Source organism: Drancourtella sp. An57 (assembly GCF_002161525.1).
GTDB lineage: Bacteria > Bacillota > Clostridia > Lachnospirales > Lachnospiraceae > Sellimonas > Sellimonas catena.
The window spans coordinates 121,778-144,977 of sequence record NZ_NFHY01000004.1 but is presented as its reverse complement, the minus strand read 5'-3'; the positions used below and the strand labels follow the sequence as shown (position 1 = coordinate 144,977).

The window sequence follows — 23,200 nt, the reverse complement described above, 5'->3', positions numbered from 1 at the left end:
CTGTATTTTAATTCGTAATTTTTACTGCAAAATTTCTGTTCTATCAGTCGATTGCCAGTAATGCCGTTTCTCTGTCATATGGCACTGATCCGCTTCTGCCGATCATTCCGGCTTCCTGCCGGATTAGTTAGTCTATCAGTGTACCCAGAATCTCAACTGCATTCTGTACATTTTTCGTCATAGAGAGGTCTGTAACGCCGACAATGATATTGTCGCACAGATTCACCGGAATCAGTATCCGTTTTGCACGGCTTTGTCCGACAGCCTGCGCCATAGCCGGGGTGATCTCCCCAAGCATGGAATCTGCAATCACAATTCCCACCGGCCCTATGATCACATCTGCCCTGCGGCATGCAACGATCACAGAATTCTCTCCCGTGGCCGCCTGCGTTGCCCCGGCACGAAGCATGGCATTGGTCGCTGCACTGTTTGCCCCTATTGCAATGATCTCAATGTCCGGATACCGGTCTTTGACTGCGCTTACCAGCTGACGGCCAAGTCCGCCGCCCTGGCCATCTATGATTACCAGATTCAAGTCTGTTCCTCCCTCATGTTTCCATCAATAAATTACAACTATATAGTTTAAACGATTTTGGGAAATTTTGCAATTTTTATTTAGAAAAGCCTCCTCTTTCTTTTACCAATTATTCATTTTGTTCTGCTGCTTCTTTTTCCTGCAGCAGTTCATCCTCTTCGTAGGCCTTATGATCCCGTGGATCCAGCAGATATTTCATGAACTCGCGGTCAGTATATTCCGTTTCCAGAAATTCGCTGAAGCATGGGTAAATCAGGTCGTGGAATCCTTTTTCAAAAAGGTAATCTTCCAGATTTCCTTTGTAATCAGCGTCCTCTTCCCGCTTCTGACGCCACGTATCTGCTGTTTCAGACAATTCCTGTAATGTGATACCATGAGTAAACATCCACCACATCTGAAACTTTGCATATGCTTTCTTCCGAAAAGCTTCCCGCTCGGACGGCTCCTCCTCACGTGTTTCGTAGTGTTTTAAAATCTCCCGATTCCGTGCTGTATCCAGGTAATAACGCTCGAAGCCTTTTCCGAGATTGAGATCACGGATCATGACAACTCCGTCCATCTCCGCAAAGCGGACAGCATCTTCCAAAGACATGTCTGCATCAGCGGATGTATTAATAAACTTTGCTCCATACTGATCCGTATCTATTACGTAATGTGTCGGTCTCGCCCAGAAAGCTTCCATCAGTATCTGTACTTTCTCCGCGATGATTTCTGCTCTTCTGTCTGTATTTCCATATTTAGATCCGACTCTGTTGCGGACCCGGACATAGGCGTATCCGAGAAGTGCCTCCTTGTTTGGAGCCAGTGTCCCGATGATTTTTTTCAGTGCTCTGTTGGCACAGACTCTTTCCCCTTTCGTAATCTCGTCCTGAATCTGTAACAGTCCCTGTTTGACAAATTCATATGTATTTCTGGTAAATCTTTGCATGTTGCTTCCCCCTGTTTATCTAAATGTATTCCTTCTATAACGAAAATATGAAGTGAAATCAATCATCGTGAAAACGACAGGAAAGAATGTAGATATTGTCATCGTCCATGCAATATACCAGCCTGTCTTTATCATTGATCCGGCGGCTCCAGCAACCTTCCATCCTGCCTGTCAGGGGCTCAGGTTTACCGATTCCGGTAGTTCCGTTTTCACAGATATCCGCAATAAGCAGATTGATCTTTTTCAGTGTTTCCCGGTCGTTTTGCTTCTGAAAAAGATAGTCTTTCCACCCATTTTCCGTAAAATGCTTATTCTTCATCTTCTGCCATTCCGATCAGATCATGGATCTGTTCGTTTCCCCTTTTCAACTGTCCGGCAGATTCCAGCAGCCATCTGTAGTTGGATTCCTTCGCAGTCAGATGCATGTTTTCCAGCATATTATTGTACATTTCCTCGGAAATCATTACAACATTCCGGTTTTTCTTTCGGGTGATGATAAGTGTCTCGTAATCATCAGTCACTCTGTCCATACATTCTTTCAGATTGTTCCGCAATTCTGTGTAGTTTATTGCAAGCACACTTTTCACTGTCCTTTCAAGTACAAAATATTGTACTTGTATTATAGTATATGTACATCATGTCGTCAACACAGGAAAAGAATTCCTGAAATCAGTTTTCCAGAGTATAAAAAGGCCGAAGATCACTCTTCGGCCCCTGATTTTTTCGGTTGTATGCCGGCTCACCGTGCGGATTTGGCATTCGGATAAATCTTCTCCATTCTGGCATCGTCAAATCTGGTATCAATCAGTTTTTCAACGGCATTGTCCGGTGTATCACCTTGTGCTCTCTGGTCGTATCTTACAAGAGCAGCGGCTGATACAACCATATTCGCTGCCATAAACAGGATAAGACACCATGTAACAATATATCCTGTGAGTTTTGGTATCTTTTCGATCCAGTCGGATATACGGGGATACAGTACCTTGATCCATATTACTGCAGCGATTCCCCAGAAGAAACAGTAAAGCAGGTTAATTCGCCCGCCCAGATTAAAAGGAATGCCACTGTAATCCCAGAATACTTTTCCGAAAAACAATTCGGCGAAAACACTGCACAGGTACTCATAAGCGCCGCCCAGAAACGTGCCGACCATAAAAAGATACCGGTCCGGCTTCTCTCTGTCCTTATGTAAAAGAATTGTTGCCGCAACAATCGCCATTCCCCAGATGATACTGAACGGCCCCCATACAAGGCTGCTCCGGCTCATCCATACTCCTGCTGTAATCCGGCAGAAAATGGTCTCAACCAGATCCCCGAGGAGCGAACCGATAACGAACAGCCAGAACAGTTTGTAAAATCCGCATCCCTCGGCAAACCGTCCTTCTTTCTCAGCTTCTTCTCTTGCCACCTGGATCAGAGGATAAGCTTTTTCCATTCTTCGCTCTACATGGCCGACAATCAGCGCCGTGAATTTTCCCGTAACAACTGCCACTTTCCGGTTCCAGCGGACTGCGGCTTTTGTCGGCCTGCCAATGCGCAGCGCCGCCGCCGATGACACAGACATATCAACAATAATTCCGGCAAAGGCGATACCGACCAGTATATTCCCAAACGGCCTGGGGATAAGATGAAACAGCCTGGTGAAATCTTCATCTCCGAATTTGACTGCCAGTACACCAAGAACTCCCCAGAGAACGCTGTACTGCAGACAGATATATCCGTCAAAATTCCATTTTTTATCGGAATAGTCCCACCATTTGCGCTGATTCATCCGTTCCAGAATTTTACCGGCAAACCATTCGATCGTCGTAGCAATTATCATGCATCCGAGAAACAGGAAAAACGGCTGATTTTCCAGATCTTCCAGAGAAATGATCATGATCAATGCTGCTGTTCCGTATATAAAACAAAACGGTCCTGAAGAAAATCCCCGGTTTACAAATTTCTTTTTCCGTATGGTTCCGACAATTGTCTCTATGAACCATCCCAGAAAGGAATAGATCAGTACCAGCCATATAAGCTCCGAAAATGTATAATGCATAATTACTCCTGCTGTCTTATTTTATCTTTTGTATTCCTGCTCTATATATTCTTCCAGTGCATCAATCCATGTCGGCATCTTATGTATGCCGAGTACCGTAATCAGAAAATTGTCAAGTACTGTAAAAGTCGGTCTTGCAGAACAGTATTCAGCTTTTCTGGTCGGTACAGGGATTACCCTGACATCTTTTTCCGCAATCCTTACAATCTCTTTTGCGAATTCGTACCGGTTGCAGACACCGCTGCATGTCACATGGTAGGTCCCGTATTCTTCTGTATTGATCAGTTTCAGCATAAATGCCGCCAGTGCATTGGCACTGGTCGGTGAACCGTACTGATCATCGGAGATATAGAGTTCTGTCTTTGTTTCAATTGCTTTTAAAATCTGATTGACAAAATTTGCATCACTTCCGCGCCCAAAGACCCAGTTGCTCCGGATAATGAAATGGTCATGCGCAAATTCCTTGACATAATTTTCTCCTGCAAGTTTGCTTCTTCCATAAACTGTCATCGGATCCGTCTCATCAAATTCATGGTACGGCACCTGACGGATCCCGTTAAACACGTCATCCGTTGACAACAGGAGAATTCTGGCCTGAACTTTAGATGCTGCAATCGCAAGATTTCTTGCACCGATCGCATTAACTTTATAGGCGTATTCCGGCGATTCTTCACATGTCCCGACGTTTGTGACCGCAGCGCAGTCAAAAATCACATCCGGCCTTTTTTCCTTTGCAAAGTCGATAACCTGATTTAAATTTGTCACATCGACCTCTTCGATATCTGTGTTGATAATCTCAGCGTCCGGCTGATACTGCTTTGCCATATCATTAAGCGCGCATCCAAGCTGTCCGGCCGCTCCTGCAATCCATATTTTCATCTTCTTCACCTGATTTCTCTACTGTTGTGTATTTCCTGCTTCCGGATATTTCGCTTTTAATGCTCTGGAAACAACCTTAGGAACATATCTGTCTGTATCGGAGCCATAATATGCAAACTCTTTTACCAGTGTAGAACTTAAAAAGGCATATTCCAGACTTGTCGTAAAGAACATGGTATCAATCTCATTGTCCACACTGTGGTTGATCTGTGCCAACTGCATTTCATATTCAAAATCCGTAACGGCCCGAAGTCCACGGATAATCAGTCTTGCATGGTTCTGCTTTGCAAACTCAACGGTCAGGCCTTCAAATGCCTTTACTGTTACATTCGGGAAATCTTTTGTCACTTCCTGAAGAAGCTGCAGACGCTCCTCCATGGTAAAAAGCGGTGTCTTTTTCTGGTTGACAAGGACGCCGATAATGAGTTCATCTACGACTTTTGCCGCCCTTGTGATGATATCCAGATGTCCGAATGTAACCGGGTCAAAACTGCCTGGATATACTGCTTTAATCATCTGTATTCCTCATTTCATGAAAATTTCTTCAATAACTATACTACAAAATACCGGTCAGGTCAAACTGTTTCACGGATGGAAGGGAAAACGGCGCCTGTATCTGACGGAGAATCTCTGTCCTTTGTGGAACAGACGAAGGAAGCTTCTCATAATCCAGAGAAAGGAAGCCTGCAAACAGCAGAATACTGATGACAATCCGGACTCCTAATGTTCCGGTCTGACGCGTTTCCTGTTCCGGATAGATACTTCCGTAAGCCGCGCGGTATCTCGGGTGGACTGCCGGTGCATGAAGGGAGGACTCCGCCGGATTCTCCTCCCTTGCCCGCATCTGCTCCAGTGCCTCTTTTCTCTTTCTTTCCCGGCTGTCATTCAAAACCATACACCTCCGCATTGCCGTCTAAAAAAGACAGGATATATAATCATAATATACCCTGTCTTTCCAAAGTATGCTAGTGTCTGTCAGATAATTCCTGAATAATGTCGTTCCAGTCAAGTCCCCGCTCTACCATCAGCACCATGGCATGATAAAGGAAGTCGGAGAGCTCGTATTTCAACTCCTCTGTGTTCGGATTCTTGGCTGCAATAATGACCTCTGCCGCCTCTTCTCCCACCTTCTTCAGAATTTTATCAATTCCTTTATCAAAGAGATAATTGGTGTATGATCCTTCTTTTGGATTCTTCTTCCGGTCCAGGATCGTGCCATATACGGTTTCAAAAATCTGAAGCGGGTTGGTTTCATCATAATCCGTGCCTGCGATAGTCTGGAAAAAGCAAGTCGGATTTCCGGTATGGCAGGCTGCTCCGATCTGCTCCACTTTTGCAAGAAGCGTATCCTTGTCACAGTCGATGGTCAGGGATTTGACATACTGGAAATGTCCGGATGTCTCTCCTTTTGTCCAGAGACACTGTCTGCTCCGGCTGTAATATGTCATTTTTCCGGTTTTCACCGTCCGGTCAAATGCTTCTTCATTCATATAGGCAAGCATCAGCACTTCGCCTGTTCTGTAATTCTGCGCGATAACCGGAATCAGGCCATCGGAATTCAGCTTGAAATCCGAAAAATCAAGCACGCTCTCAAAAGAGGTCATCTGGATGCCGCACTCCTGACATTCGGTCTTAAAGAGATGAAAATCCATATCCATGCGGCTGACAAATTTTCCGGAAATGCCTCTTGCCCCCGGACTTTTCAGAATCCGGAAAATCTCAGATTCTTCCATCGTATCGGTCAGGACCACATATGGAATTTCTGTCAGTGTCATCACAGAGTTCAGATCCAGTCTGTGCATGAAAATGATCTCGCTGCTGTATTTTTCAATCAGATGCTGCTGTTTGAAAAGGGTATCAAAATCATTCAGAGAAACGGCCGTTTTCTCTTTTCCGAATCTCTTGGACGCTTCCTCCAGCATTTTTACAGAGCTTGCTTTGGAGAAATTCAGAACGACCCGTTTAGCTCCGGTGTAAAGTATCTTTTTCACATCTTCCAGACGTTTGATATTTCCTCCTGCTACAACAGGGATCCCGGCTGATTTTGTGATTTTTTTCAGCAGGTCGATGGACTCCTCATGATCCTCATCCGAATCAGAAAGGTCGAATACAAGAAGCTCGTCTGCTCCCTTATCGCTGTAATGCTTTGCAAGAGCAACCGCGTCTTCCGAGAGAACATCCATATCATCGAACCATCTGACTGCTTTTCCCTGCCATAAAAACAAGCAGGGAACAATTCTTTTATAACTCATCTGTTTTCAGTTCCTTTCTTCTATAAGCTACCTTTTGTAGACCATACTTCCGTCATACCAGGCTCAAAGGAAACGGCCATGTGAAGAGCCTTTCCAAAACTTTTAAAAAGCGCCTCCGCCATATGATGATTGTTTCCTTCATCTACGATTTTCAGATGCAGATTCATCATGGCGCTGTAGGATACTGCATAGAAAAACTCCCGGATCATCTCCGTATCCATTTCTCCGATCTTTTCCACGGTAAACTCTGCCTGATATTTCAGAAACGGACGACCGGAAAGATCGATTGCCGCAAGGGAGAGTGTTTCATCCATTGGAAGGAGAAAGAATCCAAACCTCCGGATCCCTTTTTTATCGCCGACTGCTTCTGCGATCGCCCGTCCAAGAACAATCCCGGTATCCTCGATGGTGTGATGCGTATCTACGTTCAGATCGCCTTCTACCTGCACTTCCAGGTCAAAAAGGCCGTGCCTTGCAAACCCTTCCAGCATATGGTCAAAAAATCCGATTCCGGTCCGGATCTTTGTCTTTCCGGTCCCGTCCAGATTCAGGCGGACGGAAATATCCGTCTCTTTCGTCTTTCTGTGTTGTTCTGAAATTCGCTCCGGCATCGCTATTCCCCCTCTTTTTCAAACCGTACTTTGATCGAATTGGCATGAGCGGTCAGCTGCTCTGCCTGCGCAAAATATTCGATGTCCTCGTGAATTTTCTCAAGCGCATCTCTGGAGTAGGAAATAATGCTGGACTTCTTGATAAAATCGTCGACAGAAAGCGGAGAGAAAAACTTTGCTGTTCCATTTGTCGGCAGAATGTGGTTCGGTCCTGCAAAGTAGTCCCCAAGCGGTTCGCTTGCATACTCTCCAAGGAAGATAGCTCCTGCATTTCGGATCTTTGTCATCACATCGAACGGATTTTTCGTCAGAATTTCCAGATGTTCGCTTGCAATTTCATTGGCTGTCTCGATGGCTTCCTCCATCGTTTGGGCAACAAGGATATATCCGTAATTATCCAGTGATTTCTGTATAATCTCCGCACGGGAAAGTTCCTTCAAGAATCCATCCACTTCGTCGGATACCTTCTCTGCCAGTTCGGCGCTTGTCGTTACCAGAATCGCAGAAGCAAGTTCGTCGTGCTCTGCCTGGGAAAGAAGATCCGCCGCAACATATCTTGGATTTGCGGTTTCATCTGCGATAACCAGAATTTCCGAAGGTCCCGCTACCGAGTCAATGCTGACATATCCGTAAACTGCTTTTTTTGCAAGGGCAACATAGATATTACCCGGTCCTACAATCTTGTCCGTCTTCGGGATACTCTCTGTCCCGTAGGCAAGGGCAGCAATGGCCTGAGCCCCGCCGACTTTATAGATTGCGTCCACTCCTGCTTCTTTTGCCGCAACCAGCGTATGCGGACTGACTTTTCCGTCCCTTCCCGGAGGCGTCACCATGATGATCTCGTCCACTCCGGCAATCCTTGCAGGGATCACATTCATCAGTACGGAAGACGGATAGACCGCCTTTCCTCCCGGCACGTAAACGCCCACACGTTTCAGTGGGGTAACTTTCTGTCCGAGAAGCGTGCCGTCCGGCTTGCTGTCAAACCAGCTGTACTGCTTTTGCTTTTCGTGGTAGCTTCTGATATTTTCCAGCGCTTTTCTGATTACACCGATCAGCTTTTTGTCTGTTTTTTCATATGCCTCTGCAATCTCCTCTTCGGATACCCGGACCGTTTCTTTTGTAAGATGAGCGTGGTCAAACTGTTCGGTATAGGCAAAGAGCGCCTCATCACCTTTCTCTTTTACCTGTTTCAGAATCGCGGCAACCCGCTCTTCGTATTCTCCATAACTGTCCGGACTTCTCTTTAACAGATCCTGTAAAAGGTTCTGTTTTGTCTCTTCTGTCAATTTCTGGATTCTCATCTTCTATCCCGCCTTTACTTTAAAATTTCCCTCAGTCCGGTGATCAGTTCCCGGATTCTGTCATTTTCCATTCTCATGCTGACCGGATTGACGATCATTCTTGCGGAAAGCGGGCAGACTTCCTCCAGAACTTTCAGTCCGTTTTCTTTCAATGTCGTTCCGGTCTCGACAATATCTACAATTACTTCGGAAAGCCCGACGATCGGAGCAAGTTCAATGGAACCGTTCAGTTTGATGATCTCCACCGTCTGGTGCTTCTGGTCGAAGAAATAATTTTTTGCGATATTCGGATATTTTGTGGCTGCCCGGATAATCTCCCGGTGTCCCAGAAGCTCCTTTGCGCTTTCCGGTCCGCAGACACACATCCGGCAGGCACCGAATTTCAGGTCGAGTACTTCGTGGACTTTCCGGTCCTCTTCCAGAATAATATCCTTTCCGACCACACCGATATCCGCGGCTCCGTACTCTACATAAGTCGGAACATCCGGCCCTTTTGCAAGGAAAAACCGGAGTTTCAGCTCTTCGTTTACAAAAATCAGTTTGCGCGAGGACTTGTCTTTCATTTCCTCACAGGTAATGCCAACCTGCTCCAGAAGCTCCAGCGTCTGTTTTGCAAGGCGCCCTTTACAGAGGGCAAAGGTCAAATATCTCATGACTGTTCCTCCTCCTTCTTCTGTCCGATTGTTTTCCGTTCCCCGGTTTTCAGGTTAATCATCTCGATCTCTCCGTTTTCCGGAAGATAGAGGAGATTCTCCGCCTGATTTTTCTTACCGTACTGGATGTAATAATCCAGGGATTCTTTGGCCTTTTTGCAGAACAGTTCCGTACTGTTCTGTCGTGCCCGGAATTCTTTCGCAAGGCTGATCGCCTGTCTGCGCTGGGAATCCGCATAGACAATGATAGCAGCATTCTCTTCGTAGGAAATCTGCACATGCTGTCTTGCAAGGGCATTCATCAGTTCATCGATAATAACGGCAAATCCGATGGAAGGCGCACGCTTTCCGAATTTTTCCATCAGATGATTGTACCGGCCTCCTTTGACAACCGCGTCTCCGGTGCCGAATGTATATGCTCTGAAAATCACGCCTGTATAATAGCCGTATGCACCGCTCATGCTCAGGTCAAATGTGATATATTTCTGTACGGTATATGCTTTCAGAATTTCATATGTATCTTTCAGACGTTTGATGGCGCGTTTTGCAAGCTCGTTCGGCGCAATCGCCATCGCCTTATCAAGGACTTCCGGTCCTCCTACCAGTTCCGGCAGATGGCCGAACAGCTCTTTCATCTCCGGTTTGACATTTGCCTCGTCCAGGAGCTCCGTCACACCGTAATAATTCCGGTTTGAGATCAGCTGCCGCAGGTGTTCCTCATATTCCGGCGGAAGTTTGGCTTCCTTCATGAGACTGTACAGGAATCCGACATTCCCTACGCTGATCTGGAAATTCTCAAGACCGGACTGTCTTAAACAGTCCACAACCATTGCCAGCATTTCCGCATCCACATCCTTGGAATCTACCCCGATATACTCGGCGCCAAGCTGTGTATTCTCCCGCAGGCGTCCCTGATAGCGGGAATGGTTGATAAACGTGTTTCCTATATAGCAAAGCCGAAGCGGCTTTTCTTCGATTTCATACAGAGCCGAAGCAGCTCTGGCAACAGAAGGCGTAATATCCGGCCGAAGCGCAAGGATATTTCCCTCCCGGTCAAAAAATTTATATAATTCCTTCACAGAAATCGTTCCGATCTCTTTTCGGAATACGTCAAAATATTCGAAGGTCGGCGTCTGTATATCATGATAGCCATAAAGATGCAGGACGTGATGCAGCTTATCCTGCAGTGCCAGCTTTTTCCGGCACTCTACTTTGTAAATGTCCCGTACCCCTTCCGGTGTGTGTAAAATTTTCTGTTTCATGTCTTATCCACTCTTTCTCTTTTTCTTTTTGTTCACTTTATCATGCTACCATGTTAAATTGAAATTACAACGAATATTATAAAAATCTTACTCTCTTTTGTCAAGATCTTTCTGTATCTCATCCAGATAAGGAACCATGCACCCGCTTTTCAATGTGAAGAAAAATTCGGGATCCAGTTCTTCATACCGGATACTTTTTCTTCCGCCTTTCTCCATCCGTTCCCAGAACCGCTTCAGTTCCTGAAAACGCATGTAGTAAAGCTCTGTCCTTCCCGTGTAGAGGATCAGCAGAAAGGCGATCCCTCCCTGACGCTCAAATTCCTCCATAAATTCTACCTGATGCCGGTGTACATTCTGAAGCGGGAAGGTGTCCGCCGCGCACTCTTTGGCATCGAAGCAGACCGGAATCCCCTGCACGGCGCCGATATAATCGACGGTACTTCTCTGGTCGAAATACGCCAGGGTAATGTGCCGGTGTTCTTTGTCGATCCGGACCGGAGTGATCGGCGTTGGAATCTTCTGAATCAGAGCAAGGCCTTTGTTGCGGTATTGTTCATTTGTGTGATTGATATAGTCCTCCAGGGCAGAACCCCGCAGTCCTCTCGATGTCCATGTGGCCATGTTGCTGCTCCTTTTTCACTCTAAATATATACTTTTTGAATCATCTCAAACTGTTTCGGAAGCTCCGCCCGGACGATCAGGCCGGACAGCTTTTTCAGTTCTGCCGTTTCTTCCGGGAACTCCATCCGGTATGCATGAAGAAGCTGGTGTGTCAGTCCGAACTCCTTTTTCAGACAGTCGTTTTCTCTCCGGTTTCCGTATTTGTAATCTCCGATAATCGGATATCCGAGGGAAGCAAGGTGGGCCCGGATCTGATGGGTCCGTCCGGTAATCAGGTGCACCTCCAGAAGGGTGTGCTTCGCCCCTGTCTGAATTGGAACATATTCGGTCTCGATCGGGACGCTGCCCTCGGAAGGCTTGGAACTGATCGATACTTTGTTATGCTGCTCGTCCTTGGTCAGGAAACCGCAGGCCCGGACAGGCTCTTTCATCTGTCCGTACACGATGGTCCGATAATACTTCCGAACAGAACGGTCTTTCAACATCCCGCTCAACACCTGAAGGCCCCGCAGGCTTTTCCCGGCTGTCACAATGCCGCTTGTATTCCGGTCCAGGCGGTTACAGATGGACGGGCGGAAACGCCGAAGCTCTTCCGGTGTGATCTCCCCCTTTTCCAGCAGGTAGGCTGTCAGATACTCAACCAGAGAGATGTCGCCGGGCGATGCTTTCTGCGAGAGCAGTCCGCACGGCTTGTTGACAAACAGTACATCCTCATCTTCATAAAGTACCTGAAGCTTTCCGGCCAGTGCTTTTTGATCCCTGACAGCCGGCCCCTGGGACTTGCTTTCGGAAAATTTTTCGATCGTCTCATCGGAGAGAAACATCTGGATAAGGTCTCCCTCGGTAAGATGTTCGCTCCCCGTCATCTTTTTCTTATTCAGGGTGATGTTTTTTTTCCGCATCATTTTATAGATAAAGCTTTTTGGTGCCTTGGACAGGTATTTGGACAAAAACTTGTCCGCTCTTTGCCCGGCATCATTCTTTTCAATTCTGATTGTCTGCATTGGATTCTCCTATACCGCAGCCGTCAGGATCAGCCGGCGCATTTCACGCACCGCTCTGTCCGGCTGCCCTTCTGATTTCTGCTTTGTTTCTCCAAAACTTTCGGCCCGCTTCAGAAAGGAATCGTAGTCAGTAAAAATTTTGACTGTTACTTTGTCGTAATGATTCTCTTTCAGTATCCGGGCGAGATATGCCTCCACCTCTGCCGGAGGAACCTTGGTTCTGGAAACATACCCGCAGATCAGGTGTCTGGAAATCAGGAGTACATCTACAGGCATTACTTTCTCCGAGCTGGTAAGCACCATGTCATAAGCGGAAAGAATTCCGGCAGCCGCTGTTTCCACCTCCCTGACTTTCTCTTCCTCAAAAGACCGGTATGGCAGCAGCATAATCATTCCGACAGCGGATCTGGCGGCCGGAAGGCATCCCAGAATCGCCACGATGGTAAGCAGATTGTTTCTCGTGTGTGTTGTCAGATATCCGGTCAGAAAGACGGCAATGCTGATCCCAAAAAGAAGGATGGTGATCAGGATCCGCTTTTTCTTCTGGTCCTTGATATAACCTGGCATCCCTTTTGTAATTTTCATAAATGCTCCCCTTTATTTCATCCATTTGTCCATGGCGTAAAAGATGACATTCTCCGGCATCAGTTTACCGGCGATCCTTGCCCCTTTCATCAATGTTCCATGAACAGAAACAGGCTTTTTCATTTTTGCATCCAGCAGTGCGGTCCGGACTACATCCTGCGCCGAAACCATCGTTGCCTGTTTGGCCTTGCTGTTATTGGTTCCGGACACCTCAAAGAATTCCGTATCCACAGGTCCCGGGCAGACCGCTGTCACAATGATTCCGTCTTTTTTCAGCTCTTCGGCGAGTCCTCTGGAGAAGCTGGTGACATACGCCTTTGTTGCCGCGTAAACCGTAAATCCAGGCTGCGGGCAGAAGCTTGCCCCGCTTGATATATTTAAAATCCTGCTTCCCTTTTTCATGTACGGGAGGATCATCAGCGTCATTTTCGTGAGCGCGCGGCAGTTGACGTCGATCATCCGAAGCTGGGCCTGCGGATCGTACCCGGCAATCTCTTTTGCCTCTCCGATTTTTCCAAATCCGGCGGCATTTACAAGCATCCGGACATCCGGATTCTGATTCTCGAGGCGGTTTAAGATTTGCTTATAGATCAGATCTTTTTCCAGATCGCCTGCAAAAATCCGGACATAGATCCCGGTTTTCTCCTCCACGGTCTTTTTGACCTGTTCCAGCCTTTCCGCTCTTCTGGCCGTGATCCATATCTCATCAAGCTGCCTGTAAAATGCGGGGATCCGGGTTACAAACTCTCTCCCGATCCCGGAAGATGCTCCTGTCACAACTGCAATCCTCATATACATTCCTCCCTGCTGCTATTTTTTCTTTTTCTTATGTGTATTTCTGATGGTTTTCTTTTTCCTCGGTGCGGCAGCCTCCTTTGACTGCTGCCGTTTTTTTGCAAAATACCTGTCCTCTTTTGTCTGTCTCGGACGGATCAGACAATGCTTTCCGAACCCGATCAGATCTTCCCGCCCTGCTTTTTTGAGAGCTTCCATGACCAGCTCATAGTTTTTCGGATTCCGGTACTGAATCAGCGCCCTCTGCATCGCCTTCTCATGCGGGGACTTCGGTACATAAACCGGCTTCATTGTCCTTGGATCGACTCCCGTGTAGTACATACAGGTGGAGATGGTGGACGGTGTCGGATAAAAGTCCTGCACCTGTTCCGGCATATAGCCAAGATCCCGCAGATATTCCGCAAGAGCCACCGCCTCTTTTAAGGTGGAGCCCGGGTGAGACGACATCAGGTATGGCACCAGATACTGTTTCTTTCCAAGCTGTTCGTTGATCTTTTTATATTTTTCAGTAAATGCGCGGTACACGGAATTCTCCGGTTTTCCCATCATCTGAAGAACCGGGTCCGCAATATGTTCCGGCGCTACTTTGAGCTGCCCGCTTACGTGATATTCGCAAAGCTCCCGCATAAAGGTATCATCCGGATCTGCCATGACATAATCAAACCGGATACCGGAACGGATAAAGACCTTCTTGACCTTCGGTATTTCCCGGAGGCTTCGCAGGAGCTTCAGGTAGTCTTTATGATCCACATTCAGATTTTTGCATGGTTTCGGGAACAGGCACTGTCTGTGCTTACATGCTCCGTGAGTCAGCTGCTTGTCGCAGGCCGGATGCCGGAAGTTGGCAGTCGGTCCGCCTACATCGTGAATATATCCTTTGAAATCCGGCTCCTCCGTCAGAAGTTTCGCCTCCTCAATAAGGGACTCATGACTTCTTGTCTGAATGATTCTGCCCTGATGGAATGTCAGTGCGCAGAAACTGCAGGCACCAAAACATCCCCGGTTGCTGATCAGACTGAATTTCACTTCTGAGATGGCCGGAATTCCTCCGTCCTTTTCGTACATCGGATGATAGGTCCGCATGTAAGGAAGCGCGTACACATCGTCCATCTCGGTCTGGGACAACGGCTTTGCAGGCGGATTCTGTACGACATAGACGTGCTCCGAATACGGCTCAATCAGCCGCTTTGCCGTAAACGGATCCGTATTACAGTACTGGGTATAGAAACTCTCGGCATAACAAAGCCTGTCTTTCTGAAGCTCGGAATAGGCCGGCAGCTCCACGGCGTCATATATCGCTTCCCGGTCTTTGACCTTGCAGACTGTCCCGTCAATATAAGTCAGGTCTTCCACCCGGATTCCGGCGTTCAATGCATCTGCGATTTCCACAATGGAGCGTTCTCCCATTCCGTAGGAAATCAGATCCGCTCCGGAATCCAGAAGCACGGAGCGTTTCAGCCGGTCAGACCAGTAATCGTAATGGGCCAGTCTTCTGAGACTTGCCTCGATTCCGCCGAGAATCACCGGCGTCTTTTTGTACGTCTGGCGGATCAGATTTCCGTAGACGACGCAGGCGTAATCAGGACGTTTCCCCATGACGCCGCCCGGCGTATAGGCGTCCTGGCTTCTGCGCTTCTTGGAAACGCTGTAATGGTTGACCATGGAATCCATATTTCCGGCCGATACAAGAAATGCAAGTCTTGGCTCCCCGAAAACGGTAATGCTGTTCTTGTCCTTCCAGTCCGGCTGTGCAATGATCCCGACTCTGTATCCATGAGCCTCCAGAAGTCTTGTAATGATGGCGTGTCCAAAGGACGGATGGTCTACATAGGCGTCTCCGCTGATGTAGACAAAATCAACCTGATCCCATCCCCGCTCTTCCATCTCTCTTCGGGAGACCGGTAAAAACTTATTTTCCATCTGTGTTCCTCTCTTTGATGCGATCCATTACATCGTGAAAATCATGGATGTAATAGTCGGCAAGTTTTTTCTTTTCCTGATCCAGTGGACGGGAAAACTCATCGTAGACGGCGCACACCTGCATGCCCGCGCGTTTTCCTGCCAGAATCCCCATCGGTACGTCCTCGAACACAAGACAGTGCTCCGGACGGACCTGCATGTCCTCAGCCACCTTGAGGTAAATATCCGGAGACGGCTTTCCAACGTTTACCTCCCCGGAAGTCCGCATGGCCGTAAAATAGGTATCGATCTGAAGCGCTTTCAGTGCTGCTTCAGCAAGAGTCCTTCCGTTGCTCGTCGCAATTCCGAACAGGATTCCGTTTTCCTTCCCATACCGTAGGAATTCCTCCACTCCCGGTTTCAACGTGACCTCCTCGGTATACCTCTGGTAGGCAAGGCGGGTCCATTCGTCCATGATTTCTTCGGTCGATAGTGCCATGTCAAATGTATCCCGGAAATACTGTGCCGTCTCATGGTAGGACTTTCCCTCGATCGCTCTGTGAAAATCATCCGGAAGCTCCAGATGATATTTTTTTACATAATATGCATCAATGTCCGGCCAGATCCACATGGAGTCGATCAGGGTCCCGTCCATGTCAAAGATCACTGCTTTTGTTTTTTCAGTCATATCTGTTCTCATTTAGCTCTCCTTTGCCCAGGCCTGTTTTAACGCATTAATTTCTTCTTCTGTCAGCCGGCGTGATGCCCCCTTGGGAAGCGCCGGATCCAGCTTCAATGTTCCCATCCGGATTCGTTTCAGATAAACAACGCGCTTTCCAACCGCCTCAAACATCCGTTTGATCTGGTGATAGCGTCCTTCCTGTATTGTGATGGAAATTTCGGAACAATTCTGCTCCGGATCGGTCTTTAAAATTTCCAGCACTGCCGGAAGTGTCAGAGTATCGTCTCCGATATCCACTCCCCGTGCAAATGCGGCTGCGTCCTCTTCCGTGACAATACCGGAAATGACAGCCTCGTATGTCTTATCTACATGCTTTTTCGGTGACAGGAGACGATGGGCCAGCTCTCCGTCGTTTGTCAGAAGCAGAAGCCCCTCTGTGTCCTTGTCAAGGCGTCCCACCGGGAAGAGATCGTTTCGTGCCGGATTCTCCAGCAGCTCCAGTACGGTCCGCTCTTTGGAATCCTCCGTCGCAGATACGACACCGGCCGGTTTGTGGAGCATATAATAAACATAAGGCTCATACCGGTACGAAATGCCAAGGCACCGGATCCTGGCGGTTTTTTCCTCTACTTTGACCTCCGGCTTTTTGATGATCTCTCCATCCACGCTGACCTGTCCTTTGCGGATCAGCTTTTTGACTTCCTGCCGGCTGCCTGCTCCCATCTCTGTTAAAATCCGATCTAACCGCATCATGATGACATCCATCTCCATCCTGGAAGATATTTGTTCTTCAACGTGCCCTGGGAAAGCTTTCCGAATCCAAGTGGATATCCGTCCACGCAGACGAGATACCATCCCTTTTCTTTCGGCCCGGTCAGATCATCGGTGAGAATCGTCTCACCTTTCAGATATTTGATCACACGCTCATCTGAAAGCGGAAAATCGAGAATATTCTCATATTCCTCTTTTTTCAGGTTCATGGCAAGCGCCTGACTTGGCTCAAATCTTCCTTTTTTCAGTTCTCCAATGAGAAGACCGCTTCGCAAAAAGCGGATGCCGGTAAGATCCGGAAGGCCTTCCGGCATATAGTAAACCCGGTCTTTACGGATATCAAACCGGCCGGCATCAAACGGACGGTGCACAAGCTGCAAAAAATTTCTCAGATCTTCCGGCAGTTTCTCGTAGGAAGCACTTCTTCCTTTCGCCGGGTGAATCCTGGATGTCTGTGTTTCGGAACCTTCCCCGTTCCCCTTTTTCAGAAGGGCAAGGTAATGTCCCTCGCCTTTCATGTGATGTGGGAAAATCCGGACGGTTTTACGAAACTCTTCCTGACGGATGGAAGCATATTCCGGGCGGCCTTCCCGGAATCCTTCATATGGGCGGATCTCCTGAAGTTCAAACTCCGGATACTGTTCCAGAAGCCGGGAGACGCTTCCCTCATTTTCCAGCGGGTCAAACGTACAGGTGGAATACAGAAGCATTCCGCCCGGCTTCAACATTGCTGCGGCCTGGGTCAGAATGCTTCTTTGAAGTTTTGAGAAAAACTCAGGGCCGTGTTCCTCCCATGCCTTCATCATCTTTTTATCTTTCCGGAACATTCCTTCGCCGGAGCACGGAGCGTCGATCAGAATTTTATCAAAATATTCCGGGAAGTAGTCCATCAGCTTTCCCGGCTCCTCGCTCAGAACAAGCATATTTCCGATTCCGAACAGTTCGAGATTCTTTAAAAGTCCCTTGGCCCGGGAGTTGCTGATATCATTGGCGATCAGAACGCCCTCTCCCTGAAGCTTCGCTCCAAGTTCCGTCGCCTTTCCGCCGGGAGCGGCACAGACGTCCAGCACCCTCTCCCCCGGTGTAATATCCAGGCGGTTGGCCGGTGTCATGGCACTTGGCTCCTGCAGATAATAAAGACCTGCGTAATAATATGGGTGTCTGGCCGGGCTTTCTTTTTCTCCGTCATAATAAAATCCGTTTTCGATCCACGGAACCGGGGTAATGGAAAACGGACAGATCTTTTGGAATTCTTCCACGCTGATTTTGGAAGTATTGACACGGAGGCCATAGTAGCGCGGCTCCTCATAGCAGGCCGTATATGCATCAAATTCTTCACCCAGAAGGGTTTTCATTTTCTCTTCAAATGCTTTTGGTAACTCCATATTTTCTCCTTTCGCATACAGAGTCAGTATACCATACCTGCAGCAAATTCTCCATGCTTCAGTCACTTTTTCTACAGAAAAGTTTGGAGTCTTCCGCATATCGGAGAATCCAGTATGGATTGATACTGATTTCTTCGTCCGGCTCTTCCAGATAAATCCCAAGATGCAGGTGTACCGGGAATTTACCCGTTGTCCCCTCGTCTCCGTATCCGCTGTCACCCATATACCCAATCAGGTCGCCTGCCTCTATCTCCTCCCCGATTTCCACATCCGCGTAAGAATCCAGATGAGCGTAATAGAAATAGCCTCCGTGAGGTGCCGTGATCCCGATCCGCCATCCTCCTTTCGGAAGCCATCCTTTACTTGTGACCGTTCCATCCGTCATGCTGACAATCGGGAAAATCCCTCTTTTATTTTCGGATGCCATCAGATCCGTCCCCTCGTGTCCCCTCTTTCCTCCGTAAGTCCGCTCATACATCCAGGAATCTTCGTAGGTGACGGTAAGATCCGGCTCCTCTTTCCAGAACATAACCGGAAAATACCGGACATCCGCCCAGATCTTTTCGCAGGCTGCCATATAGGCGGAATAAGACGGGCTGGCCCGCCACTGTTTTTCGATCTTCTGAAAATTCTGCTTTGTCAGTGAAGGAAAAGAAATATCCGAGTGGAAGTTCTGTTCCAGAAGAAACAGTCCGGCCGCCCGTCCCGGTTCTTTGGAAGTTCTCATATACGAGACCATCTCCTCTGTCAGCTCATGACTGCGGAAAAACTCTTCCGAAACAACGCTTTTGCCAAGGGAAAAATAGGATGCGTCATTTTGAAATTTGGGAATGGCAGCTCCTTCCAGAATCAGAAGAAGAACCAGTATCAGAAACTGCATATATCCTCTGCGTCTCTGCATATGTGCCAGCTTCCCCCTTTTTGACTAGTAGTATGAAATGTCCGGCCGGGATATGACAAAGAGTTCCGCAAGAGGAACTCTTGCGCCGAGCGCAGTCGCTTTAGCGACTAATTTCTGCTTTGCGCGAGTACGCATCCCGCGGAGCCTTTTTGTTTAACAGGGAATGAAGTTTCCTGTTAAACAAAAACTGCCGGTTCATCAGGGAATCCGGCAGTTTTGTTTTCAGATTTGAATTTAATAAAATTTCGCGGTTTCATCGACGCTTTTTCTCTTCGGCATTTCCGGATCTACATCCGCATATCCGACTCCGATCACGCTGACAACGATCTCTTCTTCCGGAATCTCAAATACCTCTTTCAGTTTCCCGGCATCCCGGATTCCCATTACAAGGGTTCCCAGACCAAGTTCGGTCGCTTTCAGAAGCAGATTCATATTCTGCATGCCGCAGTCGTAGCATCCCCAGCCGTCTTCCAGTTCATTGGAGGCAGTACCATCCACATTGTATCCGGAACGGCCCTTAACGATGGTGGAAACGATCAGAACCGGGGCATCTTTTGTATTATTACGGTTAAACTCCGGCAGCGCTTCTCTTACCTTTTTCAGTGCCTCTTCAGACTGTGCGACATAATATCTCGTAACCTGAGAATTCTTCCAGGACGGAGCAAGAATAGCCGCCTGGATCATCTGGCGGATTTTCTCAGGCTCCACCGGTTTTGCCTGATATTTCCGGATACTTCTTCTTGTTTCCAATGCATTCTGTAATTCCATAATATCCTCCTTTTCAGAATAAAGAGTTCCGCTTGCGGAACTCTCGCGCCGAGCGCGGTCGCTTTAGCGACTAATTTCTGCTTTGCGCGAGTGCGCATCCCGCGGAGCGTTTTTTGTTTAACAGGGAACGGAGTTTCCTGTTAAACAAAGAGTTCCGCGCCGGCAGCATTCCTGTCACCGGCGCGGCGTCCACATTCTGTTTTATTTCAGTTTTGCGAGAACCACTTTGATCATTTCCCATACACGCGCGGTTGACTCGATATCCAGACGCTCATTGACAGAGTGTACATCCGGGATATCCGGTCCGAAGGAAACACAGTCCAGTGTCGGCTTTTTCGCAGACAGAAGGCCACATTCCAGTCCGGCATGTACAGTAGAAATCACGGCATCCTTACCTGTGACTTCCTTGTATGCTTCCGCCATCAGAGGACGTATTTTTGATTCTTTCTGATACATCCATGCAGGATATTCTCCACTCTCTTCATGAGTGCCTCCAAGCATTTCAGCCCATGTCCGGAAAATGGATTTTAATTCCTGCATCTGGGAGTTCACGCTGCTTCTCAGATAGTACATCAGGGAGATGGCTGTCTCATCAGTTTTTACAATACCAAGATTCAGGGAAGTCTCTACCACACCTGGAAGATCTCTGCTGAGTCCCTGTACACCGTACGGTGTGCAGACCATTGCAAAAATCACTTTCTTTGTGACTTCTTTTGTGAGTGCCTGTACCGTCTCTTCCGTGACGGTAACCGGAACCTGAAGATCCGGTTCATCAGAGGAAAACTCTGCCTTTAATGTAGCTTCCATGTCAGATACAATCTCCTGAGCCTTCTTCGGATCTGCCACTGCAATTACTGCTTCTGCCGTACCGGCAATGACATTATCTTTGGAACCTCCACTTACGGATACAAGAGCAATCTCAGTACCCTGATCGAGATGATTCAGGATTCTTCCCATGATTTTATTTGCGTTTCCACGCTGCTCGTGGATCTGGGATCCGGAATGTCCTCCCCGGAGTCCTCTTACTTTGATTCTCATCACAGAACCGCTCTTTTCTTCCCTCTCTGCAGGAATCTTCAAAGTCTCAAGAACACCTCCTGCACAGCCTGCAAGAATAATGCCTTCCTCTTCTCCGTCGATGTTGAGGAAAATATTTCCCTTGATCTGTGACATGTCAAGGGCATTGGCTCCGCCCATTCCGATCTCTTCGTCTGTTGTCACAATAACTTCCAGCGGCGGATGCGGAATATCATCGCTGTCGAGAAGCGCAAATGCGTAGGCAATGGCAATTCCGTCGTCACCGCCAAGTGTTGTTCCTTTCGCTTTTACATATCCGTCTTCTACATAAAGCTCCAGAGGATCATTCTCAAAATCGTGATCTGAGCCCTCCACTTTCTCGCAGACCATATCCATATGTCCCTGCAGAATGACCGGCTCCGAATTTTCATATCCAGGTGTCCCCGGCTTTTTGATGATGACGTTCCCCGCGTCGTCCTGTATGTATTCCAGATTCCGTTTTTTTGCAAAGTCCACACACCAGTTGCTGATTTTCTCATCGTAAAATGTTCCTCGCGGAACAGAGGAAAGCTCCTCAAAAATCTGAAATACTTTTTTTGGTTCTAATTGTTCCAGTACTGCCATTGTTATCTCCCTTTCTCTCGTTTTTTACCAAATCTAAACTTATTATAGCATAGTGCTTCTAAAATCACCATATTTTTCATACAATTTATTGACTATTTTTACCAAAGGAACAATTTTGAAACGTTATTTTTTTGTCATTTTCACGATTTTTCTATTTGTCATCATGCTGTTGTTTCCGGGAGATGTATTTCAGGGGGCCAGGAACGGGCTGCTGCTCTGGTTTGAGACGGTACTTCCGACTCTGCTTCCTTTTCTGATTATTGTCAATATCATGCTGAGGACCAGTCTGATCCGGCACATTTCACGCCTTGTCTATCCGGTCCTCGGACCTTTGTTTTCTGTCAGTCCGGGCGGCTGTTTTGCGGTGCTTACCGGATTTTTATGCGGTTATCCCATGGGTGCGAAGGTCACGGCGGATCTGGTGCGGGACCGGAGGATTTCATCCCGCGAGGGGGCATATCTGCTCTCTTTCTGCAATAATACCAGCCCTGGTTTTATGGCCGGGTTTGTAGTATGCCAGACGATCGGGGACCCTTCTCTTGTCTTTGGATCCATGATAATTTTTCTTCTTGTTCCCGTGGTACTGAGCTTCGCCTTTTGCAGGATCTATCTGAAAAAAGAAACCCATCCGGCACCGACAGTTTTTCACGGAGACAACGGACGTTTTTCCATGGATGTACTTGATCTGTCAATTATGGACAGCTTTGAAACGATAACCAAAACCGGAGGATATATTATTGTATTTTCCGTATTTCTGGAACTTGCGTGCAAGCTCCCCTTCGCCGGTACTCTTCCAGGCAGGCTGCTGCTTTCTTTTCTGGAGATCACAAATGGAGTGGTAATGCTGGAAACACTCCCTCTTCCCTTTTCGTTACGCTATGCCTGTATCATGGGACTTTGTGCCTTCGGAGGATTTTGTGCCGGTGCACAGACAAACAGCATGCTGAATGGAAGTGGTCTGAAAATCACTCCGTATATTGCAGAAAAACTGGCTGCCGGTGCGGCAGCCAGTCTCATGGCGTATCTCTATATTCAAATACTGTAGCAGCTATTATTCCTCATCCATAGCCTGAGCGAACTCTGCTTCTGTCTCATCCTGAATCCGGAGTTCCTCGCGGTCATTGCGTACCATGTCGTAAGATTCCTGAAGGGAATTGACAAGGCTGTCATACTTGGATGTATAATTATCCAGCGCATGTCCGATCATATTTTCTACTTTTGCCATCAGATCATCTGCATATCCCATGGCACCCATGCGGAGCTGGTTTGCATCCTCAGTCGCGCTGTCAATAATCTGCTGTGCCTGTTCCGTAGCAGCCGCTACGATCTCGTTTGCCTGTGCATATGCCTGCTGCATGATTTCATGATCACTTACAAGCTCGTCTGTCTTTGCTTTTGCTTCCTGAATCATCGTATCTGCCTTTGTCTGGGCATCTGCAAGGATTGCGTCTTTATTATCGATGATCTTCTGATAACGCTTGATCTCTTCCGGCGTCTTCATTCTGAGTTCTCTCAACAACTCGTCGATCTGATCTTTGTTCACAATAATCTTTGTCGTGGATAATGGCTGGAACTTACAATTATCTATGTATTCCTCAATTTCATCAATAATCTGCTCAATTCGGCTGCTCATAGTTACACTCTCCTTCTTACTTCGACAAATCCTGTCATTTACTTTGTTAT

General features: G+C 47.6%; 26 protein-coding genes. 1 reads left to right on the top strand and 25 read right to left on the bottom strand.

The genetic code is table 11. The annotated features are described in order from the left end of the window. Positions 1-127: 127 nt before the first annotated feature. The 24 genes from B5G11_RS04720 to B5G11_RS04605 form a co-directional block, all read right to left on the bottom strand. Entirely contained in the window at positions 128-535 is a 408-nt protein-coding gene (locus B5G11_RS04720) for a DUF3842 family protein (RefSeq protein WP_087252352.1), read from the bottom strand. Positions 536-644: 109 nt separating this feature from the next. After that, complete coding sequence (locus B5G11_RS04715) at positions 645-1,463, bottom strand: hypothetical protein (RefSeq protein WP_087252351.1); 819 nt, start codon at positions 1,461-1,463, stop codon at positions 645-647. 58 nt (positions 1,464-1,521) lie between these two features. After that, positions 1,522-1,782 (bottom strand): Txe/YoeB family addiction module toxin, encoded by a 261-nt coding sequence (locus B5G11_RS04710; RefSeq protein WP_087167857.1) that lies wholly within the window; start codon positions 1,780-1,782, stop codon positions 1,522-1,524. Next, complete coding sequence (locus tag B5G11_RS04705) at positions 1,772-2,041, bottom strand: type II toxin-antitoxin system prevent-host-death family antitoxin (RefSeq protein ID WP_087167935.1); 270 nt, start codon at positions 2,039-2,041, stop codon at positions 1,772-1,774. Before B5G11_RS04705 ends, B5G11_RS04710 begins: the two co-directional genes overlap by 11 nt. A 161-nt stretch (positions 2,042-2,202) precedes the next feature. Further along, positions 2,203-3,504, bottom strand: a complete 1,302-nt coding sequence (locus tag B5G11_RS04700) for a putative ABC transporter permease (protein WP_087252350.1) — start codon at positions 3,502-3,504, stop codon at positions 2,203-2,205. Between the two features lie 21 nt (positions 3,505-3,525). Then, on the bottom strand, positions 3,526-4,383 hold the full coding sequence (gene rfbD, locus B5G11_RS04695; protein WP_087252349.1) for a dTDP-4-dehydrorhamnose reductase: 858 nt from the start codon (positions 4,381-4,383) through the stop codon (positions 3,526-3,528). 18 nt (positions 4,384-4,401) lie between these two features. Further along, positions 4,402-4,899 carry a pantetheine-phosphate adenylyltransferase gene (gene coaD, locus B5G11_RS04690; RefSeq protein WP_087167854.1) on the bottom strand — a complete coding sequence of 166 codons (498 nt, stop codon included), beginning with the start codon at positions 4,897-4,899 and terminating at the stop codon, positions 4,402-4,404. A 40-nt stretch (positions 4,900-4,939) separates the two neighbouring features. Then, a complete protein-coding gene (locus B5G11_RS04685) occupies positions 4,940-5,278 on the bottom strand; it encodes a hypothetical protein (RefSeq protein WP_087252348.1) in 339 nt (112 codons plus the stop codon). Positions 5,279-5,348: 70 nt separating this feature from the next. Continuing rightward, complete coding sequence (hisIE, locus tag B5G11_RS04680; protein WP_087252347.1) at positions 5,349-6,635, bottom strand: bifunctional phosphoribosyl-AMP cyclohydrolase/phosphoribosyl-ATP diphosphatase HisIE; 1,287 nt, start codon at positions 6,633-6,635, stop codon at positions 5,349-5,351. A 20-nt stretch (positions 6,636-6,655) separates the two neighbouring features. Beyond that, entirely contained in the window at positions 6,656-7,246 is a 591-nt protein-coding gene (gene hisB, locus B5G11_RS04675; RefSeq protein WP_087167851.1) for an imidazoleglycerol-phosphate dehydratase HisB, read from the bottom strand. 2 nt (positions 7,247-7,248) lie between these two features. Beyond that, positions 7,249-8,550 carry a histidinol dehydrogenase gene (gene hisD, locus B5G11_RS04670; RefSeq protein ID WP_087252346.1) on the bottom strand — a complete coding sequence of 434 codons (1,302 nt, stop codon included), beginning with the start codon at positions 8,548-8,550 and terminating at the stop codon, positions 7,249-7,251. 14 nt (positions 8,551-8,564) lie between these two features. After that, a complete protein-coding gene (gene hisG, locus B5G11_RS04665; protein WP_087167849.1) occupies positions 8,565-9,203 on the bottom strand; it encodes an ATP phosphoribosyltransferase in 639 nt (212 codons plus the stop codon). Then, positions 9,200-10,465 (bottom strand): ATP phosphoribosyltransferase regulatory subunit, encoded by a 1,266-nt coding sequence (gene hisZ, locus B5G11_RS04660; protein ID WP_087167848.1) that lies wholly within the window; start codon positions 10,463-10,465, stop codon positions 9,200-9,202. The genes hisG and hisZ overlap by 4 nt, the downstream gene beginning before the upstream one ends. A gap of 87 nt (positions 10,466-10,552) precedes the next feature. After that, positions 10,553-11,086, bottom strand: coding sequence for a Holliday junction resolvase RecU (locus B5G11_RS04655; protein WP_087167847.1), 534 nt, complete (start codon positions 11,084-11,086; stop codon positions 10,553-10,555). Positions 11,087-11,106: 20 nt separating this feature from the next. Then, entirely contained in the window at positions 11,107-12,090 is a 984-nt protein-coding gene (locus tag B5G11_RS04650; protein WP_087252345.1) for an RluA family pseudouridine synthase, read from the bottom strand. A 9-nt stretch (positions 12,091-12,099) separates the two neighbouring features. Continuing rightward, complete coding sequence (locus B5G11_RS04645) at positions 12,100-12,675, bottom strand: hypothetical protein (RefSeq protein ID WP_087167845.1); 576 nt, start codon at positions 12,673-12,675, stop codon at positions 12,100-12,102. 12 nt (positions 12,676-12,687) lie between these two features. Next, a complete protein-coding gene (locus tag B5G11_RS04640; protein WP_087252344.1) occupies positions 12,688-13,467 on the bottom strand; it encodes an SDR family NAD(P)-dependent oxidoreductase in 780 nt (259 codons plus the stop codon). Between the two features lie 18 nt (positions 13,468-13,485). After that, positions 13,486-15,390: a YgiQ family radical SAM protein gene (locus tag B5G11_RS04635; protein ID WP_087252343.1), complete on the bottom strand. Its 1,905-nt coding sequence runs from the start codon at positions 15,388-15,390 to the stop codon at positions 13,486-13,488. Next, on the bottom strand, positions 15,380-16,069 hold the full coding sequence (locus tag B5G11_RS04630) for an HAD family phosphatase (protein WP_242958934.1): 690 nt from the start codon (positions 16,067-16,069) through the stop codon (positions 15,380-15,382). Before B5G11_RS04630 ends, B5G11_RS04635 begins: the two co-directional genes overlap by 11 nt. Then, positions 16,070-16,804, bottom strand: coding sequence for a pseudouridine synthase (locus B5G11_RS04625; protein ID WP_242958933.1), 735 nt, complete (start codon positions 16,802-16,804; stop codon positions 16,070-16,072). Next, positions 16,801-18,207, bottom strand: a complete 1,407-nt coding sequence (locus B5G11_RS04620; protein WP_087252342.1) for an RsmB/NOP family class I SAM-dependent RNA methyltransferase — start codon at positions 18,205-18,207, stop codon at positions 16,801-16,803. Before B5G11_RS04620 ends, B5G11_RS04625 begins: the two co-directional genes overlap by 4 nt. A gap of 58 nt (positions 18,208-18,265) precedes the next feature. Beyond that, a complete protein-coding gene (locus B5G11_RS04615; RefSeq protein WP_242958932.1) occupies positions 18,266-19,108 on the bottom strand; it encodes a M23 family metallopeptidase in 843 nt (280 codons plus the stop codon). 234 nt (positions 19,109-19,342) lie between these two features. Continuing rightward, positions 19,343-19,876 (bottom strand): nitroreductase family protein, encoded by a 534-nt coding sequence (locus B5G11_RS04610; RefSeq protein ID WP_087252341.1) that lies wholly within the window; start codon positions 19,874-19,876, stop codon positions 19,343-19,345. Positions 19,877-20,077: 201 nt separating this feature from the next. Then, a complete protein-coding gene (locus B5G11_RS04605) occupies positions 20,078-21,517 on the bottom strand; it encodes an aminoacyl-histidine dipeptidase (protein ID WP_087252340.1) in 1,440 nt (479 codons plus the stop codon). 115 nt (positions 21,518-21,632) lie between these two features. On the opposite strand from B5G11_RS04605, the gene B5G11_RS04600 reads away from it, so the two are divergent. Continuing rightward, a complete protein-coding gene (locus B5G11_RS04600; protein WP_242958931.1) occupies positions 21,633-22,562 on the top strand; it encodes a transporter in 930 nt (309 codons plus the stop codon). A 6-nt stretch (positions 22,563-22,568) separates the two neighbouring features. On the opposite strand, the gene B5G11_RS04595 is transcribed toward B5G11_RS04600, so the two are convergent. After that, a complete protein-coding gene (locus B5G11_RS04595) occupies positions 22,569-23,150 on the bottom strand; it encodes an ATPase (protein WP_087167840.1) in 582 nt (193 codons plus the stop codon). Between the last annotated feature and the right edge of the window lie 50 nt (positions 23,151-23,200).

Coding starts and splice junctions, on each gene's coding strand:
- B5G11_RS04715 (WP_087252351.1), bottom strand. CDS start 1,463: ATGCAAAGATTTACCAGAAATACATATGAATTTGTCAAACAGGGACTG.
- B5G11_RS04710 (WP_087167857.1), bottom strand. CDS start 1,782: ATGAAGAATAAGCATTTTACGGAAAATGGGTGGAAAGACTATCTTTTT.
- B5G11_RS04700 (WP_087252350.1), bottom strand. CDS start 3,504: ATGCATTATACATTTTCGGAGCTTATATGGCTGGTACTGATCTATTCC.
- rfbD (WP_087252349.1), bottom strand. CDS start 4,383: ATGAAAATATGGATTGCAGGAGCGGCCGGACAGCTTGGATGCGCGCTT.
- coaD (WP_087167854.1), bottom strand. CDS start 4,899: ATGATTAAAGCAGTATATCCAGGCAGTTTTGACCCGGTTACATTCGGA.
- B5G11_RS04685 (WP_087252348.1), bottom strand. CDS start 5,278: ATGGTTTTGAATGACAGCCGGGAAAGAAAGAGAAAAGAGGCACTGGAG.
- hisIE (WP_087252347.1), bottom strand. CDS start 6,635: ATGAGTTATAAAAGAATTGTTCCCTGCTTGTTTTTATGGCAGGGAAAA.
- hisB (WP_087167851.1), bottom strand. CDS start 7,246: ATGCCGGAGCGAATTTCAGAACAACACAGAAAGACGAAAGAGACGGAT.
- hisD (WP_087252346.1), bottom strand. CDS start 8,550: ATGAGAATCCAGAAATTGACAGAAGAGACAAAACAGAACCTTTTACAG.
- hisG (WP_087167849.1), bottom strand. CDS start 9,203: ATGAGATATTTGACCTTTGCCCTCTGTAAAGGGCGCCTTGCAAAACAG.
- hisZ (WP_087167848.1), bottom strand. CDS start 10,465: ATGAAACAGAAAATTTTACACACACCGGAAGGGGTACGGGACATTTAC.
- B5G11_RS04655 (WP_087167847.1), bottom strand. CDS start 11,086: ATGGCCACATGGACATCGAGAGGACTGCGGGGTTCTGCCCTGGAGGAC.
- B5G11_RS04650 (WP_087252345.1), bottom strand. CDS start 12,090: ATGCAGACAATCAGAATTGAAAAGAATGATGCCGGGCAAAGAGCGGAC.
- B5G11_RS04645 (WP_087167845.1), bottom strand. CDS start 12,675: ATGAAAATTACAAAAGGGATGCCAGGTTATATCAAGGACCAGAAGAAA.
- B5G11_RS04640 (WP_087252344.1), bottom strand. CDS start 13,467: ATGAGGATTGCAGTTGTGACAGGAGCATCTTCCGGGATCGGGAGAGAG.
- B5G11_RS04635 (WP_087252343.1), bottom strand. CDS start 15,390: ATGGAAAATAAGTTTTTACCGGTCTCCCGAAGAGAGATGGAAGAGCGG.
- B5G11_RS04630 (WP_242958934.1), bottom strand. CDS start 16,069: ATGAGAACAGATATGACTGAAAAAACAAAAGCAGTGATCTTTGACATG.
- B5G11_RS04625 (WP_242958933.1), bottom strand. CDS start 16,804: ATGATGCGGTTAGATCGGATTTTAACAGAGATGGGAGCAGGCAGCCGG.
- B5G11_RS04620 (WP_087252342.1), bottom strand. CDS start 18,207: ATGGAGTTACCAAAAGCATTTGAAGAGAAAATGAAAACCCTTCTGGGT.
- B5G11_RS04615 (WP_242958932.1), bottom strand. CDS start 19,108: ATGCAGAGACGCAGAGGATATATGCAGTTTCTGATACTGGTTCTTCTT.
- B5G11_RS04610 (WP_087252341.1), bottom strand. CDS start 19,876: ATGGAATTACAGAATGCATTGGAAACAAGAAGAAGTATCCGGAAATAT.
- B5G11_RS04605 (WP_087252340.1), bottom strand. CDS start 21,517: ATGGCAGTACTGGAACAATTAGAACCAAAAAAAGTATTTCAGATTTTT.
- B5G11_RS04595 (WP_087167840.1), bottom strand. CDS start 23,150: ATGAGCAGCCGAATTGAGCAGATTATTGATGAAATTGAGGAATACATA.